At 65.9% G+C, this 14963-nt stretch carries 16 protein-coding genes; 4 read left to right on the forward strand and 12 right to left on the reverse strand.

Going from position 1 to position 14963, the window contains the following annotated elements; translation table 11 throughout:
• The first annotated feature begins 156 nt into the window (after positions 1–156).
• Entirely contained in the window at positions 157–897 is a 741-nt protein-coding gene (locus tag NP3_RS42950; protein ID WP_063047438.1) for an LGFP repeat-containing protein, read from the forward strand.
• A gap of 12 nt (positions 898–909) precedes the next feature.
• On the opposite strand, the gene NP3_RS42955 is transcribed toward NP3_RS42950, so the two are convergent.
• The 3 genes from NP3_RS42955 to NP3_RS42965 form a co-directional block, all read right to left on the reverse strand.
• Complete coding sequence (locus NP3_RS42955; protein ID WP_063047458.1) at positions 910–1788, reverse strand: SDR family oxidoreductase; 879 nt, start codon at positions 1786–1788, stop codon at positions 910–912.
• A gap of 176 nt (positions 1789–1964) precedes the next feature.
• Positions 1965–2483 carry a hypothetical protein gene (locus NP3_RS42960; protein WP_157124929.1) on the reverse strand — a complete coding sequence of 173 codons (519 nt, stop codon included), beginning with the start codon at positions 2481–2483 and terminating at the stop codon, positions 1965–1967.
• The gene (locus NP3_RS42965; RefSeq protein ID WP_157124930.1) at positions 2483–2878 is read right to left on the reverse strand and encodes a hypothetical protein; all 396 of its coding nucleotides are present in this window, start codon (positions 2876–2878) and stop codon (positions 2483–2485) included. The genes NP3_RS42960 and NP3_RS42965 overlap by 1 nt, the downstream gene beginning before the upstream one ends.
• Before the next feature lie 322 nt (positions 2879–3200).
• Here NP3_RS42965 and NP3_RS42970 point away from each other — a divergent pair, with 322 nt between their 5' ends.
• Positions 3201–4613 carry an MDR family MFS transporter gene (locus tag NP3_RS42970; RefSeq protein ID WP_063047441.1) on the forward strand — a complete coding sequence of 471 codons (1413 nt, stop codon included), beginning with the start codon at positions 3201–3203 and terminating at the stop codon, positions 4611–4613.
• 14 nt (positions 4614–4627) lie between these two features.
• On the opposite strand, the gene NP3_RS42975 is transcribed toward NP3_RS42970, so the two are convergent.
• Complete coding sequence (locus tag NP3_RS42975) at positions 4628–5368, reverse strand: hypothetical protein (RefSeq protein WP_063047442.1); 741 nt, start codon at positions 5366–5368, stop codon at positions 4628–4630.
• On the reverse strand, positions 5365–5574 hold the full coding sequence (locus NP3_RS42980) for a hypothetical protein (RefSeq protein WP_063825068.1): 210 nt from the start codon (positions 5572–5574) through the stop codon (positions 5365–5367). Before NP3_RS42980 ends, NP3_RS42975 begins: the two co-directional genes overlap by 4 nt.
• A 162-nt stretch (positions 5575–5736) precedes the next feature.
• Here NP3_RS42980 and NP3_RS42985 point away from each other — a divergent pair, with 162 nt between their 5' ends.
• On the forward strand, positions 5737–7122 hold the full coding sequence (locus tag NP3_RS42985; protein ID WP_063047444.1) for a flavin monoamine oxidase family protein: 1386 nt from the start codon (positions 5737–5739) through the stop codon (positions 7120–7122).
• A 14-nt stretch (positions 7123–7136) separates the two neighbouring features.
• Here NP3_RS42985 and NP3_RS42990 read toward each other — a convergent pair whose 3' ends face one another.
• The 4 genes from NP3_RS42990 to NP3_RS43005 form a co-directional block, all read right to left on the reverse strand.
• Positions 7137–7796, reverse strand: coding sequence for a class I SAM-dependent methyltransferase (locus NP3_RS42990; RefSeq protein ID WP_063047445.1), 660 nt, complete (start codon positions 7794–7796; stop codon positions 7137–7139).
• A gap of 25 nt (positions 7797–7821) precedes the next feature.
• Positions 7822–8844 (reverse strand): FAD-dependent oxidoreductase, encoded by a 1023-nt coding sequence (locus NP3_RS42995; protein WP_063047446.1) that lies wholly within the window; start codon positions 8842–8844, stop codon positions 7822–7824.
• Between the two features lie 32 nt (positions 8845–8876).
• Positions 8877–10334 carry an amino acid permease gene (locus tag NP3_RS43000; protein WP_063047447.1) on the reverse strand — a complete coding sequence of 486 codons (1458 nt, stop codon included), beginning with the start codon at positions 10332–10334 and terminating at the stop codon, positions 8877–8879.
• A gap of 97 nt (positions 10335–10431) precedes the next feature.
• On the reverse strand, positions 10432–11259 hold the full coding sequence (locus tag NP3_RS43005) for an NADPH-dependent oxidoreductase (protein ID WP_084509648.1): 828 nt from the start codon (positions 11257–11259) through the stop codon (positions 10432–10434).
• 111 nt (positions 11260–11370) lie between these two features.
• Between NP3_RS43005 and NP3_RS43010 the strand changes: the two genes are divergently transcribed.
• Entirely contained in the window at positions 11371–12135 is a 765-nt protein-coding gene (locus NP3_RS43010; RefSeq protein WP_063047459.1) for a siderophore-interacting protein, read from the forward strand.
• Positions 12136–12195: 60 nt separating this feature from the next.
• On the opposite strand, the gene NP3_RS43015 is transcribed toward NP3_RS43010, so the two are convergent.
• Genes NP3_RS43015 through NP3_RS43025 form a run of 3 tightly spaced genes read right to left on the reverse strand, consistent with a single transcriptional unit; the run spans position 12196 to position 14934 of the window.
• Positions 12196–13290 (reverse strand): ABC transporter substrate-binding protein, encoded by a 1095-nt coding sequence (locus NP3_RS43015; RefSeq protein WP_245721360.1) that lies wholly within the window; start codon positions 13288–13290, stop codon positions 12196–12198.
• Positions 13251–14138 carry an ABC transporter permease gene (locus NP3_RS43020; RefSeq protein WP_157110373.1) on the reverse strand — a complete coding sequence of 296 codons (888 nt, stop codon included), beginning with the start codon at positions 14136–14138 and terminating at the stop codon, positions 13251–13253. The genes NP3_RS43015 and NP3_RS43020 overlap by 40 nt, the downstream gene beginning before the upstream one ends.
• The gene (locus NP3_RS43025; RefSeq protein WP_040695968.1) at positions 14128–14934 is read right to left on the reverse strand and encodes an ABC transporter ATP-binding protein; all 807 of its coding nucleotides are present in this window, start codon (positions 14932–14934) and stop codon (positions 14128–14130) included. The genes NP3_RS43020 and NP3_RS43025 overlap by 11 nt, the downstream gene beginning before the upstream one ends.
• Positions 14935–14963 lie beyond the last annotated feature (29 nt).

Consider the following 14963-nt stretch of genomic DNA (forward strand, 5'->3'; position numbering starts at 1 on the left):
GGCTTACCCTATCGCTGGCCACTCAGCGAAGCACGGAATCGCTAGGTTGGCTAATGGATATCGCGCTGCCACCGATAGAGGACTGTCGAATCCCCCGACGACAGTTCGCGGCTTCACCGAAGTTCGTATTCGACTACGACCTGCTCAGGAGTTCAATTGGCGCCGCATTTTCGCACCGCACGGACAGCACTCACATCGACCGCCGCCGCACTGGCCTTGCTACTCAGCGTCGGCCTCGGCACCGCAACCGCTCGCCCCGTCGGGCCGTTCGACGTCGGCGGCGCCATCGAGGTCGAATACGACCAGGTGGGCGGCCCCGGCGCGCTCGGCGACCCGACCGCACCCGAAGCCGATGCCGCCAACGGCGGCCGCTATCAGACCTTCGAACGCAATGCCGCGATCTATTGGCATCCCGATACCGGCGCCAATGCGGTCGGCGGCGCGATCCGCGACAAATGGCGTGACCTCGGCTTGGAGACGGGCCTGCTGCGCTACCCCGTCACCCGTCAGCAATCCACACCGTCGGGATCGGGCGCCTACAACATTTTTCAGGGCGGGTCCATCTATTGGTCACTCGGCACCGCCGCGCACCAGATCGGCGGCGCGATCCGCGATAAGTGGGGGGCCTACGGCTGGGAGAGCGGTGCGCTCGGGTTCCCGCTGACCGACGAGGCGGCCGCGCACGCGGAGAACGGGCGCTACAACCTGTTCCCGGGTGGCGCGATTTATTGGTCCCCGCGCACCAGTGCGCATGTCGTCTGGGGTGCGATCCGCGATCTGTGGGTTTCCAATGGTGCGGAATCCGGCCGGTACGGGTTCCCCACGGGCGAGGAATACGACTACGAGGGCGGGAAGGCGCAGGACTTCCAAGGCGGTCGGATCACCTGGCAGCCCTGATGAAGACAGACCCTAGTCCTCGCCGAGCGCCTGCGTCCGGGCGCTGAGCGAACGACCCAGCCCGGCCACCTCGGCGTCCATATCCGGCAGCCACTCCGGGGTGGTCTTGCTGCCCGCCCGCTCGGCGCGCAGCGTCTGCAGCAGCGGCCTCAGCCAACGCAGCGCGCCGACCCAGGCGGGCACGTTGATCCGTCTGGCGCGCCGCCCGATTCCCCGCTCGAATCTGGCGGCGCACTTCTGCACCGAGGTCGTCTTGCGGATCGGCCTCGGCAGTGCGGCGAGCGCTCGCCCGACCGCGGGCAAGTCGGCGAAACTTTCCCGCACGAGCGGGGTGTCGATCCACGACATGTGCGCGGACCCGACATCGACGCCGCGGTGCGCGACCTCGAGCCGCAACGCGTTCGCGAAGTGCTCGATCCCGGCCTTGGAGGCGTCGTAGGCCGCCATACCCGGCATCGCCAGATAGGCCGCGAGGGAGGAGACGATCAGCACGTACCCGCGCCGCTCGATGACCGATGGCAGGGCGGCGCGGACGGTGTGGAAACAGCCGACGAGGTTGACTTCGATGACCCGCCGGAAGGCAGCGGGGTCCACCGTAAGGACCGACCCGTAGCTGGCGATTCCCGCGTTCGCGACGACGATGTCGATGCCGCCGAACCTCTCGATCCCCTGCGCGACCGCGGCCTGCATCGCGGTGAAGTCGCGCACGTCCGCAGAAACTGCCACGACATGCTCGCCGCCGAGTTCTGCCGCGAGTTCTCGCAGCCGCGGCGAGTCGATATCGATGAGCACGAGGTGCGCGCCTTGGGCACGCAGCCGCCGGGCGACCTCTGCGCCGATGCCGCTCGCGCCGCCGGTAATGAGTACGACCTTGCCGGTGAAGGCGGTCATGGTCATAAAGTCTAAACCGTCCGCTACCCAGCAGCATCCACATCGCCGCATCGTCACGGGTTCGCGACCTGGCACCGGGTGGGCCGTATGCGGCTACTGCGCCCCCGAGACTCGGTCAGCCAGCAAAACGGTGGGGCGCTTGCCTTGCGTCCCACCGTATTTCGCTGGATACCCGATCAGGTCAGGTTTCCTTCGTAACACAGACTCGCGGTCCGCGAGGACGGTCCCGGGCGCGGGGAATCGGAATCGAAGGTCCAATCCGAAATCGGCCCTGCGGCCTTCCATTGGAGCCAACCGCTGCCATCCGCAACCACCCGGTACACATCGTCCGCGCCGTCGATGAGCTGGTTGCCGACGCAGTAGTCGGTGTACTCGGTGCCGGGTTGGTGCGCACCCGCGCTGAACAGCCGGGCCGGATGTGCGTACGCACCCGGATTCGGCACAGTACTCGGCCGGTTCGTCGGGCCGCCCTTCGTCCAGTGCGCCGCACCGCGGCTGTCGGTTTCGCAACGGAAGTCGCGGCCACCCGCGACAACGGTCGCACCCTGAACGTGCGCAGTGCCCGCCCAGAGACAGGTGACGCCGGATCCGGTACTCGCCGATGCGGTCCCGACACCGAATTCCAGGCCGCCCCCGGTGACCGCGGCGGCGGCCAGCAGGGTGAATGCCTTGGCCTTTCGTACAGTCGTGATCATCAGCACGTCCTCGCCGCGGCGCGGCATACGGTCCAGCCGTCGCCGTCCGGACGCGGTACGCGGGTCCATGTCGTCGTGCCGCCGGTGCGATTGCCGGAGGAATCCGCGCCGGACTCGTTCTGGCTGCGGTATTCACGCAGATTGTTCTGTTGTTCGTTGCGCCGCAAGGAATTCTGCGGGGTGTGGTGGTAGCCGAACGGATCGATGTGATGCCAGCCGGTGGTATCGCGACCGCTGGTACTGCCGCGATTGCTCGAATGGTCCGAGCGCGCATCCGGATTCGCGAACGCCTCGCCCGCGCCGACCACCATGCCCAGGGTGATCGCGCCGACGAGCAGTGCGAGGGCTCTGCCTCGTACTGCACCGCGCTCGGTCGTGGTTGTTGTTCGATGCATCATGGCCCCTTTGCCTCGGTGCTTCATCTACTAAGATAGACAGTAGATGAAGAACCTGAGAAGTTTAGGCACCCTATCTAGCAGGAACTTTCAGCATAATCGTGTCGGCTAACACGTACTTGATCAGTAGACTTCGATGCGGCACACAAGGAACCAGACACTCTATGCATGGGCGCCCAGCCAGTGGACGGGGTACCCCGACAAGGTGATGGCGCAGAAGATCGCGACCGACCCGGTGCCGAAATAATTCCGTGCGGGAATAGCTGCGGCCGCGTTACGTTGCTTCGGGGTGGTTGGTGAAGCGAAGGAGAGGGGCCGGTCGGTGGCAACCGAGGCAATGGAATCGTCCGTCGGTCTGCGATCCGATCGAGGCGCGATCCTTGGTTCTCTGATGCTCGCGACAGGGCTGGTCGCGCTGGATTCCACCATTATCGCCACCGCGGTGCTGACCATCACCGACAGCCTTGGCGGCTTCTCGCAATTCCCGTGGTTGTTCTCGATTTATCTACTGACACAAGCGGTTACGGTTCCGGTGTACGGCAAGGTTGCCGATACCGTCGGGCGCAAGCCGGTAATCCTGTTCGGCATCACGGTTTTCGCACTCGGCTCACTGCTGTGCGGTGTGGCGACCAGCATGTTGGGGCTGATCATTTTCCGCGCGGTGCAGGGTATCGGCGCGGGCGCCATCATGCCGATGACCATGACAATCGCCGGTGATCTCTACACCCTGACCGAACGCGCCAAGGTACAGGGCTATCTGGCCAGTGTGTGGGCCATCTCGGCGGTGGTCGGGCCACTGCTGGGCGGACTGTTCGCCGAATACGTCAGCTGGCGCTGGATCTTCCTGATCAATATCCCGCTGTCCGCACTCGCCGCGTGGATGCTGGTCCGCAGCTTCCAGGAGAGCACGGTACGGCGCAAACAGCGCGCCGACTATCTCGGTGCGGCGCTGCTCACCATCGGCGCCGGTGCGCTGATTCTCGGCTTGCTCGAGGGCGGACAGGCCTGGGCCTGGTCGTCGCCCACCGGTATCGGCATCTTCGTGGGCAGCGCAATCGTGCTCGTACTGTTCGCTCTGGTGGAGCGGCAGGCCGCGAATCCGATTCTGCCGCTGTGGGTTTTCACGCGACGGGTCATTATCGCCAGCAGTCTGGTCTCGGTGCTGGTCGGCGCGATCCTGCTCGGCATGACCTCGTATGTACCGACTTTCACCCAGGGTGTGCTCGGCACCGGGGCGCTGATCGCCGGTCTCACCGTCGGTGCGCTCACCCTCGGCTGGCCGCTGGCCGCCTCCCAGGCCGGAAAGGTATACCTGCGCATCGGTTTTCGCGCGACCGCGCTGATCGGAAGCACCCTCGCCACGCTCGGTGCCGCCACCACCCTGTTGATCGATGAGAATTCCACGCTGATCCAGGTCGCCGCTTCGTGTTTCGTGATCGGCACCGGCATGGGCCTGGTCGCCACCCCCACCCTGATCGCGGCGCAGACGACGGCGGAGTGGTCCGAGCGCGGCGTGGTCACCTCGGCGAATATGTTCGCCAGATCGTTGGGAAGTGCGGTCGGTGTCGCGATATTCGGCGCGATCGTGAACTCGCGCGTCGGCGACACCGACCATCCGGCTCCGGCACTGTTGTCCTCGGCGGTGCATCAGGTTTTCCTCGCGGTCGCCGCGATGGCCTTGGTCATGGTGACCGCATCCGCGATGATGCCGCGCCGTGGCGCGGACGTCGCCTAGTGCCTTCGCGAACGTTATGACGCGGACCGCTCGGCGATCTCGGCCAAGGCGCGGGCACGCTGCTCGGCGGGTAGTTGTTCGGCGGCGGCGCGGACGGCATCGACCGCGGATTCGGAGAGGGCGTTCAGCGTGCCGCGATACTCCGACCAGAGGTCGTTTTCGGCCGTGGCACAGAGCATTTCCGTGAGTTTGCCGGGGGACGCGAGGTTGACGAAGCGTTCCAGCTGTACGGCATCCTCGACGAGGTAGGCCGAGCGGACGAGCGCGATGCCATCGAGTGCGGATTCGGTGGCGCGGGCCGCGGTATCGGGGATCGACGCGACCAACTCGCCGAGCGTGATCCAATCTTCGCGTGCCGCAAGCTCTTTGCCGACGGCGACAATGGTCGCCTCGGGCAGACCACCGATAATCGCCGCGGAATGGCGTGGATCGAGACGTGCGGCGATTTCGGCGAGGAAGTCTACCGGCAGGCGTTTGGCGACATCCACCGCATGCGATGGATCGAGCACGCCCGACATCCGGGCCGCGAGCAGTGCACCGCGGCTACGCGCCACCATTTTCGCGGTGATCGGCGTCGGAATCACTTTGGACGCTTGGGCGACCCGCCGCAGTCCGGCCTCCTGTCCGGCCACGAACAGATCGGTGACCTGGCGGCGGAATTCACGCAGATCCGCATCGGGCACGTCGGCGAGATAAGCGAGCTGCTCGACCGGAACCCCTAGTGTCCGTGCGAGTTTCAGCAATTGCGCCGTCACAGTCCGGCCGCCTTTTTGACCGGGCCACGCAGGAGGCGCGGCAGAAAGTCGAGCATGCCGAAGGCCGCGGCCTTCAGCTCGTTCGCCTCCCGCCATCGGGCATCGACGATCGCCTGCGCGAGTTCGGCTTGCCGCGCCGCGCTCAGCGCGGCAATGCCCGGGGGTAGGTCATCGGTTATCAGTTCGGCCAGCGTCTGCTCTGTCATGGTTGCCTCCGTCGGGCGCATCGGGTTCATGATCACGTGGGGCGATTTGCGGCTGGATGCAAGGAAACGGTGCTGTTCGGGGTCAATGACGGGGTCGTGTGCCCTAACGTCGGAGCATACGACCGAGTCGTCCGATCGGTCACGGGTGGATCGGTGGTCGCCATGGGTGTCGAGCGCACGGTGGATATCGCGGTGATCGGCGGTGGACTTGCCGGATTGACGGCGGCCCGCCAGTTGCGTCGCGCCGGATTCGATGCGCTGGTCGTCGAGGCGCGGGATCGGGTCGGTGGTCGCACGCTGAACCACCCGATCGGGGACGGCAAGATCGTCGAGGTCGGTGGGCAGTGGGTCGGTCCCGGTCAGGACCGGGCACTGGCTCTGATCGACGAATTGGGGCTGGAGACGTTTCCCACCTACACCACCGGTCGGCATCTGTTCGAACATCGCGGGAAGCTGCGGCGCTATCGCGGCCGGATTCCGTTGATCGCCTCCGCCGCGTTGCTGGATGCCTATATCGGTCTGCAGCGGTTGGATCGGATGTCGCGCGTTGTGCCAGCGGACGCACCGTGGTCGGCGGCGCGGGCGGGGCAGTGGGATACCGAGACCGTCGCGTCGTGGATGCGACGCAATCTGCATTCGGAGATCGCGCGCCGGGCCATCACGATGGTCTGCAAGGCGGTGTGGGCCGCCGATCCGGCCGACGTGTCACTGCTGCACCTGCTGGCCTATCTCAATGCCGGTGGCGGTGTGGATTCGATGATCGAAACCGACGGTGGCGCACAGCAAACCCGCATCGTGGGCGGTTCGCAACGAATCTCGATGACGCTGGCGGAGCAGTTGGGCGAGCACGTGCTGCTGAATACGCCGGTGCGCAAGATCGAGCAGACCCAGGGTTCGGTCATCGTGCACGGCGATGACACCCGGATTCTGGCCCGCCGCGTGATCGTGGCGATGAGCCCCGCCCTGGCAGGTCGGCTGGTGTACTGCCCTGCGCTGCCCGCCGATCGTGACCAGCTCACTCAGCGCATGCCGAACGGCTCGGTCATCAAGACCATGGCCGTATACGACACCCCCTTCTGGCGTGCCGATGGGCTGTCCGGACAGGTCACCGCCGCGACCGGGCCGGTAAAGGTCACCTTCGACAACTCCCCGCCGGACGGGAACCCCGGTGTGCTGCTCGCCTTCCTGGAAGGCGGCGATGCCCGGCGACTCGGCCGCTACCCCGTCGAGGAACGGCGCGATATCGTGATCTCCAGCCTCACAAGGTTTTTCGGCCCGGCTGCGGCCGCCCCCATCGATTACATCGAGAAGGACTGGTCCGCCGACGAGTGGACCCGCGGCTGCTACGGAGCCTTCATGCCGCCCAATACCTGGACCGAATACGGCCCGGCCCTACGCGCACCGATCGGCCGAATCCATTGGGCCGGAGCCGAAACCGCGACAGTGTGGATGGGCTATATGGACGGGGCGATCCGCTCAGGTGACCGTGCGGCCGCCGAGATCACCGCGTTGGTCGGTGGGGATCGGAAGCCCACAGCGGTCATCTGACCCTCGGGTGCGGTTCATCCCCCAGCCGATCGGGTGAATTCGGCCCGCCACCGTTGCGTCTCGTGATTCGCCTCGATGTCGATTGCCCGAAGTCCCTCGGCCGCAAACGAATCGATCTCCGAACGGGTCAGCGGCCACGGCGGCCCACTGATCTCCACACCCTCCGCCCGGATTCCGGCGATCACGATCAGCTGACCACCGGGTGCCACAGCCCGCCGGATATTGGCGATCGCGGTTCCGCGCACCGACACCGGCATCGACTGCACCGTAATCGACTCGACGACGAGATCGAACGCATCCCGCCACGCGGCGGGCAGATCCAGCAGATCGGCCACCACATACTCCACGGACGACTTCGGAAACCGTTGGCGCACTTCGGCAATAGCGGTCGGCGAGATATCGAAGGCAGTGGTCGCGAAGCCGAGCCGCGCGATGTATTCCGCATCCTGCCCGTACCCGCAGCCGACCACCAATGCCCGACGCCCGGCACCGCCCGCCGCGCGCCGCTCGGCCCAGTCGACCACCATCGGATTGGGCTGATCGCGATCCCACGGCACAATCGCCGCCCCGGCGGCCGCCTCCGCGTACAGCCGCTCGAACCACCCGGTCGGATCGTCCTGTGCGAGCGACTCCGCGGCCAGCCTGCTGGCATCGGCATCTCGATTCAAGGCCATCCAGCCAGTCTCGCACGAGCCGATATCAGAAGCGGCCGCGCCGGAAGGCTTCGGCGACCTCGGCGCGCTCGATGAGGATCTGGCGGCGACGGTTCGCCATGGTCTCGGCTATCGAAGTCTTCGCGACGAGGGCCCGGTACAAGGCTGCGGCGTCTTCGATCGCGTCACGGGCGCCGACACCCGCGGCGGGGCTGATGGCGTGATCGGCGTCGCCACAAAGGATTACGTCGTCTCGGGGCGGGCGGGGATGGGTAAGCGGAACATCGCGGGCATTGCTGACGTGCACCGTATCGGTGATCGAAAGTAGCGAGTCGATCAGTCCCCGTATGGCGGGCAGTGCCGCGTGGATCTGCTCCGCCCACGCCTCGACGAGGTGGAAACCGTTGTCCGCCACCGGGATCGAAGAGCAGCGGATTCTGGCGAACCACACCGCCGTCTCGTCGTTCCACAGGTGCCCGAAGACGTCGGTCGGCCGGGCGTTGCCGGTGCGATGGAAGTGCAGTACCGATTCTTCGGTGGGCAGGGTAATCGGGGTCCTCGTAATCCCGTAGATGACGACCTGACCCGCATATACAGCGGGCCGGTCGGGCTCCAGGCGGGCGCGTACGAGCGAGTCGATACCGTCCGCCGCGATTATCGGCCCATCCGGTGTCACCGATTCGCTTGCAAGCCTCAAGGTTCGGCTCTCGATGTCGAGATCGGTCACCGGACGGTCGTAGTGGAACTCCGCGGCCGTGGCGTGGGCGAAGTCGGTGAGGACTCGTAGCAGATCCGGGCGGGAGTAGAGCCGCCGACCGTCACCGGGCTGGGCACGATACCCAGTGAGGTCGTGCAGGCCGAGCGCGCGCACCTCACACGAGGCTGCATATAGGTCGTCGCGGGCGATCCCGAGTTCGCCCAGCGCCGCATGCGCCCGGCGGTCGAGGGCGAGAAACGCACCGGCGTCGACCGTGGGCCGCCGCTCGTAGACGGTGGCCGGAAGTCCCTCGCGCGCAAGGGCTCCGGCGAGCACAGTGCCCGCGATACCGCCGCCGATGATCGTAACCATGTGCCTCCTCAGGCCGGTGCGGACCGCTGTTCCTACCTACCCCGCCGGGTGCCGTCCCCTATGCGACCGGTTTGAGTTGCCGCGCCGCCCTTGCCGAGCTTGGTCATCGCCAGATAGCCGCCGCAGACCAGCAGACCCCAGACCGCTCCGACGACAATCGCGGTGCGCCCGCTCTCGGTCCAGAACAGCAGGACGACGACCAACCCCAGGAAGGCCAGCGCCAGCCAGGTGGTGATCGGTGCGCCGGGCAGGCGGTAATCGCTGGCGGGCAGTTCACCACGGCCGACCTTGGCGCGATAAATCAAGTGGCACACCAAGATTACCCCCCAAACGAAGATGATGCCGATGGTGCTGACCGAGGTGATGTAGTTGAACGCCTTATCCGGCGAGATCACATTGACGATCACCCCGATGACCATCGCGGCCGCCGAAGCGGTGATGCCGACATACGGAACCGCGCGCGAACTGAGCTTGTTCAGCCCCGCGGGCGCTTCCCCGTGCAGCGACAGGGTGCGCAACATGCGGCCGGTGGAGTAGATGCCCGAATTGCACGACGACAGCGCCGCGGTGAGCAGCACGAAATTGATGATGCCCGCGGCACCTGGAATGCCGATCTGCTGGAACACCTCGACGAACGGGCTCTTGCCCGCGTGGAAGTTGCGCCAACTGGACACCGACATGATCACCAGAAGCGCGCCCACATAGAACAGGCCGATGCGGAACGGCAGGGTGTTGATCGCCTTGCGCAGCGTCGTGCGCGGATCCCGCGCCTCGCCTGCGGTCACACCGACCAGCTCGACACCGACGTAGGCGAACAGCACGATCTGCAGCACCAGCAGCGACTGTCCGAATCCGTTCGGGAACACACCGCCATCGGCCCACAGATTGGTGACCGTCGGGTTGGCGGCATGGCCGAAGCCGATTGTCAGCACCCCGATGCCGATGAGGATCATCGCGACGATCGCGGTGACCTTGATGGCGGAGAACCAGAATTCGCCCTCACCGAACAGCCGCACCGAGATCAGGTTGGCGCTGTACATGACCGCCAATACCACCAGTGCGGTGAGCCACGGCGCGATATCGAACCAATACTGCACATACTTCCCGGCGACGGTTATCTCGGCCATACAGGTCGCCACCCACACCGCCCAGTACGACCACCCGGTGACGAATCCCGCAAAGCGCCCGAGGAATTCGTGCGCGTACTCGGCGAAGCTGCCCGAGACCGGCCGGTAGGTCAGCAACTCCCCCAGCGCCCGCATGATCACGAAGATCGCCAGACCCGCGGCGAGGTAGGCCAGGATCAGCCCCGGCCCCGCCTGCTCGATCGCACCGCCCGCACCATAGAAAAGACCCGTGCCGATCGCACCACCGATCGCGATCATCTGAATGGTCCGCGGGCTCAGCCCCCGGGAGTACCCCTCTTCACCGGATACGGCCGGGTCAGTGGGCGCCGATTCAGCTTGTAGCTGGCGGTCGGAGGCTGTCATGGATCGTGCGGTCCTTCCCCTGGAGCTCGAGATCGATCAGCCCGTCACGCTACCGGCCGCACCACCGGACCGCCGCGCGACCCGAATCACACCGCGATCAGTGCAGGCGGAAGCCGTGATTCGCCAGCGACTCGCGGAGCCGGTGGCGGCCGTTGAGGCTGGCGGCGGAGGCCAGGCGGGCCAGGACACGCTCGGTCCAGGAGTGCGAAAGCTGCTGTTCGGCATAGAACTCGGCGATGCGATCTTCGTATGCCGCCACATGTGGACGTTGGTTGGGCAGGTCGTAGGTTTCGTGGTGGAGGACCGCCGGTTGCGGAAGACGCGGTTTGACGCGGGCGTCCTCACTCGGATCCGGGTGTCCGACAACGAGTCCGAAGACCGCGAAGACCTGCTCGGGCAGATTCAGTTCCGCCGCAACCCGTTCCGGGTTGTTGCGGATCGCGCCGATGTACACGGTGCCGAGGCCGAGGGATTCCGCGGCGACGACCGCGTTCTGCGCGGCCAGGGCGGCATCGATGAAACCGACGTAGCTCGATTCGAGGTAGTCGGCTCCAACCAGGGGCGCTTCGCGGTCGTCGGCCAGTTGGCGCAGCCGGGCGAAATCGGCGGTGAAGACCAGCAGCACCGGCGCCTGTTCGATATGTGCCTGCCCGCCGGCCAGCGCGGCCAAGCGGGCCTTGCGCGCCGGATCGCGGACGGCGATGACGCTCCACACCTGCAGATTGGAGGAGGTCGGGGCGGACTGGGCCGCCGAGATGAGCAAGCGCAGAGTGTCGTCGGAAACCGGGTCGCCGAGGTAGCGGCGCACCGAGCGGTGCTCGTGCAGTACCTGCAGCACTGGATTCCACTCGGCGGGCGCGGTCGGATTCGGATCCCGATAGCGTTGCTGTACGGCGTGGGCGGGGCTCGGCACGGTCTGCGTCATGCCGATCATCCTGTGACATCTACGGCGCGCCCGTCTGCGGTAACCCTCAGCATGAACCGAACCGGGTACGGTTGGTAAGGCAAGCCTAATTAGCAATTAGTGGAGGTTGCCTTGGCACGACCCCGCACCACCCTGACGGTGCAGCGCACCGAGCGGCTGACCCCGCATCTGATCCGGGTGTATTTCGGTGGCCCCGGATTCGCCGCGTTTCGACCGAGCGAGTTCACCGACTCGTATGTGAAGTTCATCTACCCGCGCGATGGTATCGACGTGCTGCGCACCTACACCGTGCGCTCGGTCGATCCGGATGCCGGTGAGCTGGCCGTGGACTTCGTCTACCACGGCGACGAGGGCATTGCCGGTCCGTGGGCCGCTTCGGTGCGGCCGGGCGACACCATCGACTGCTTCGGACCGGGCGGAGCCTATGCGCCGCGCGCCGATGCCGACTGGCACCTGCTGGCAGGCGACGAGGCGGCGCTGCCCGCGATCGCGGCCGCGCTGGAGGGGATGTCCGCAGATGCGGTCGGGCAGGCCTTCGTCGAGGTCGCCGGACCCGATGACGAACTAAAACTGGACAAGCCCACCGGCATCGAACTGACCTGGCTGCATCGCGGCTCGCGCGAGCCGGGCGATGTACTGGCCGAAGCCGTGCGCGCGGCGACATGGCGCGCGGGCCAGGTGCAGGTCTTCATCCACGGCGAGGCCCGCGCCGTCATGCAGGACCTGCGCCGCTACGTCCGTCGTGAACGCGGCGTCTCCGCCGAATGGGCGAACTCGATCTCCGGCTACTGGCGGCGCGGCCGCACCGAGGAGGGCTTCCGCGAATGGAAGGCCGAATTCAAAGCCCAGGACACCGAGGATGCGCCGAACAGGTGAACGGCCGAAATCCCATGACGACCGGATGTTCGCCGGTCGCCATGGGATTTCGTGGTGTCGCTACTGCTGATTCGCGCGCAGCGCCTCCTGCACGAACTGGGTCGTGTAGGTCTTCGACAGATCGATGCGGTCCTTGACGGGCGCCACATTCTTCGAGTACTTGCCGAGCACGTTCAGCACATTCTCGGCGCCTTCGGATTTCATCAGACCGGTGCCGTTGAACATGCCGATCGAGTCGCGGATGGACTGGACGTAGAGGTCGCGGCCCGCGCTCGCGTATTGCGAGGGCATTTTGGCGGCGATCTCCTCGGCGGTGTGCGTCTTGATCCACTGCAGCGTCTGCACGAACGCGGTCGCGATCTTCTGCACGATATCCGGATGCGCGTCGACGGTGTCGCAGCGCATGTAGAGCGACGATGCCGGATACAGCCCGCCCAATGCCGCCCGGGTGCCTTCCTCGGTCCGCATATCCACCAGGATCTTCGCGTCACCGGAGTTCACCATGGTGGCGACCGTCGGGTCTGTGGTCATGCCCGCATCGATGCCGTTGTGGTTCATGCCTGCGATAAAGGTCTGTCCCGCACCGACTTTCACCCGCGTGTAGTCGGCGGTGGTCATACCCGACTGCCCGGTGAGCGCCTGGGTGAGGAAGTCGGTCGAGGAGCCGAGCGAGGTCACACCGAGGTTCTTACCGCGCAGATCCGCCAGCGAATTGATACTGGCGGCATCCGCCTTGGACACGAGTTCCACTTCGCCTGGCACGTCGGCGAATTGCACCACCGAGGTCAGGCACTGCTCCTTGGCCTGCAGGTCGATGGTGTGGTCGTAGAAGCCGACCACGGCCTGCACATCGCCGGTCAGCAGCGCGGTTTCGGCACTCGCGCCGGACTGCTCGCCGAGCAGTTTGACGTCGATATCGTTCTTCTCGAAGAAGCCGAGCTTCTCGGTGAGCATGGCGGGCAGGTAGATCACCTTCTCCAGACCGCCGACCATAATGGTGATCTGGGGCCGGCCGTTGGCCATCGGAATGGTTCGGGAATCCCGGCAACCGGTCGCCAGCAGCAGTGCCGCGATGACTCCGAGGATGATCGTCAGATGTTTGACGTACCGCATGATCAGATCCCGTGGCTCGAAGTCGCCTGCGACGGACGCCATTTCAGCAATCGGCCCTCCGCCGCACTGATCGCCCATTCGGCCAGCAGCGCGATGACGGTGATGATGATCATGCCCGCGTAGATACCGGCCGAATCGAAGGTGCCCTGGGCGTTGCTGATCAGCAGGCCCAAACCCTTACTGGCACCGGCGTATTCACCGACGACCGCACCGATCAACGCGAAACCGAAGGCGGTATGCAGGCTGGACAGGATCCAGGTGGTCGCGCTCGGCAGCACGATCGAGCTCAGCACCTGACGCTTGCTCGCACCGAGAATGCGCGCGTTGTTGATGACATTGCCGTCGACCTCACGCGCACCGGTGAAGGCGTTGAAGAATACGGCGAAGAACACCAGCACCACGACCGTCGCGACCTTCGAGCTCAGCCCGAGACCGAACCAGATGATGAACAGCGACGCCAGCACGATACGCGGAACGGCGTTGAGCGCCTTGATGAACGGCGCGAGCACCTCGGCCCAGTACCGGCTGCGACCGAGCAGCGTGCCGAGTACGACACCGGCCACCGCGCCGATGACGAAGCCGAGCACCGCCTCCTGCACGGTGGTGTACATCTGCAGCCAGATCGATCCGAATTGCGTTCCTTCGGTGAACCATTCGACCAGCCGGTCCCAGATCAGCGAGGGCTTGGAGTAGAAGAACGGGTCGATCCACAGCGTGGCGGTGAGCTCCCATGCGCCCAGCCACACCGCGATCAGGGCGATCCGCAAGCCCCAGGTCCGCAGCCGGTTGCGCCGGAGGTTGGTCCGCACGCGTGCGAGAATCTGCTCCTCGGTTTCGATTTCGACCTCGGGCGCGGACTTCGCCACATCTTCGAGCACGTTATGCGACACGGGAGGCTCCCTTGCCTCGGGCTGCCTCGACCTGATCGCGCAGCGTTTCCCAAATTTCCTTGTAGATATCCCGGAATTCGTTGGTGAGCCGGACCTCCTCGACATCGCGCGGACGTTCCAGCGAGACCGGGAAGTTGCCGCAGACCGTCGCCGGGCTGGCGGTCATGACGACGACCCGGTCGGCGAGCACGATCGCCTCTTCCAGATCGTGGGTCACGAAGATGACGGCCGCGCCGGTGCCCGCCCACACGCGCAGCAGTTCGTCCTGCATCAGTTGCCTGGTCTGCACGTCCAGCGCACTGAACGGCTCGTCCATCAGCAGAATCTCGGGATCGTTGACCAGTGTCTGCGCCAGCGCGACGCGCTTGCGCATACCGCCGGAGAGCTGATGCGGGTAGTAGCTCTCGAATCCGGCGAGACCGACCTTGCGCACCCAGCCGCGGGCCTGTTCACGCGCTTCGGCCTTGGACTTGCCGCGCAGGCGCGGGCCGAGGGCGACGTTATCGATCACGCTCTTCCACGGCAGCACCGCGTCCTGCTGGAACATGTAGCCGATGCCGTCCGGGATGCCGTGGACATCCTTGCCGCGCACCAGCGTCCGCCCGGCCGAGGCCGGCTCCAGCCCGGAGACCAACGACAGCGTCGTCGACTTTCCGCAGCCCGTCGGGCCGACCACGGCGACGAATTCGCCGGGTTGTACCGCGAGATCGAGATTGCGGACGGCAGTGTGGATTCCGCCGCCGGTGCCGGGGAAGCGCTTCGTCGCGCTCCGCAGCTCGATGAGTGGTTCGGTCATTTTCTTGCTCCTAGCGGATCAGGTAGAGC

Source organism: Nocardia pseudovaccinii NBRC 100343 (genome assembly GCF_001613225.1).
GTDB lineage: Bacteria > Actinomycetota > Actinomycetes > Mycobacteriales > Mycobacteriaceae > Nocardia > Nocardia pseudovaccinii.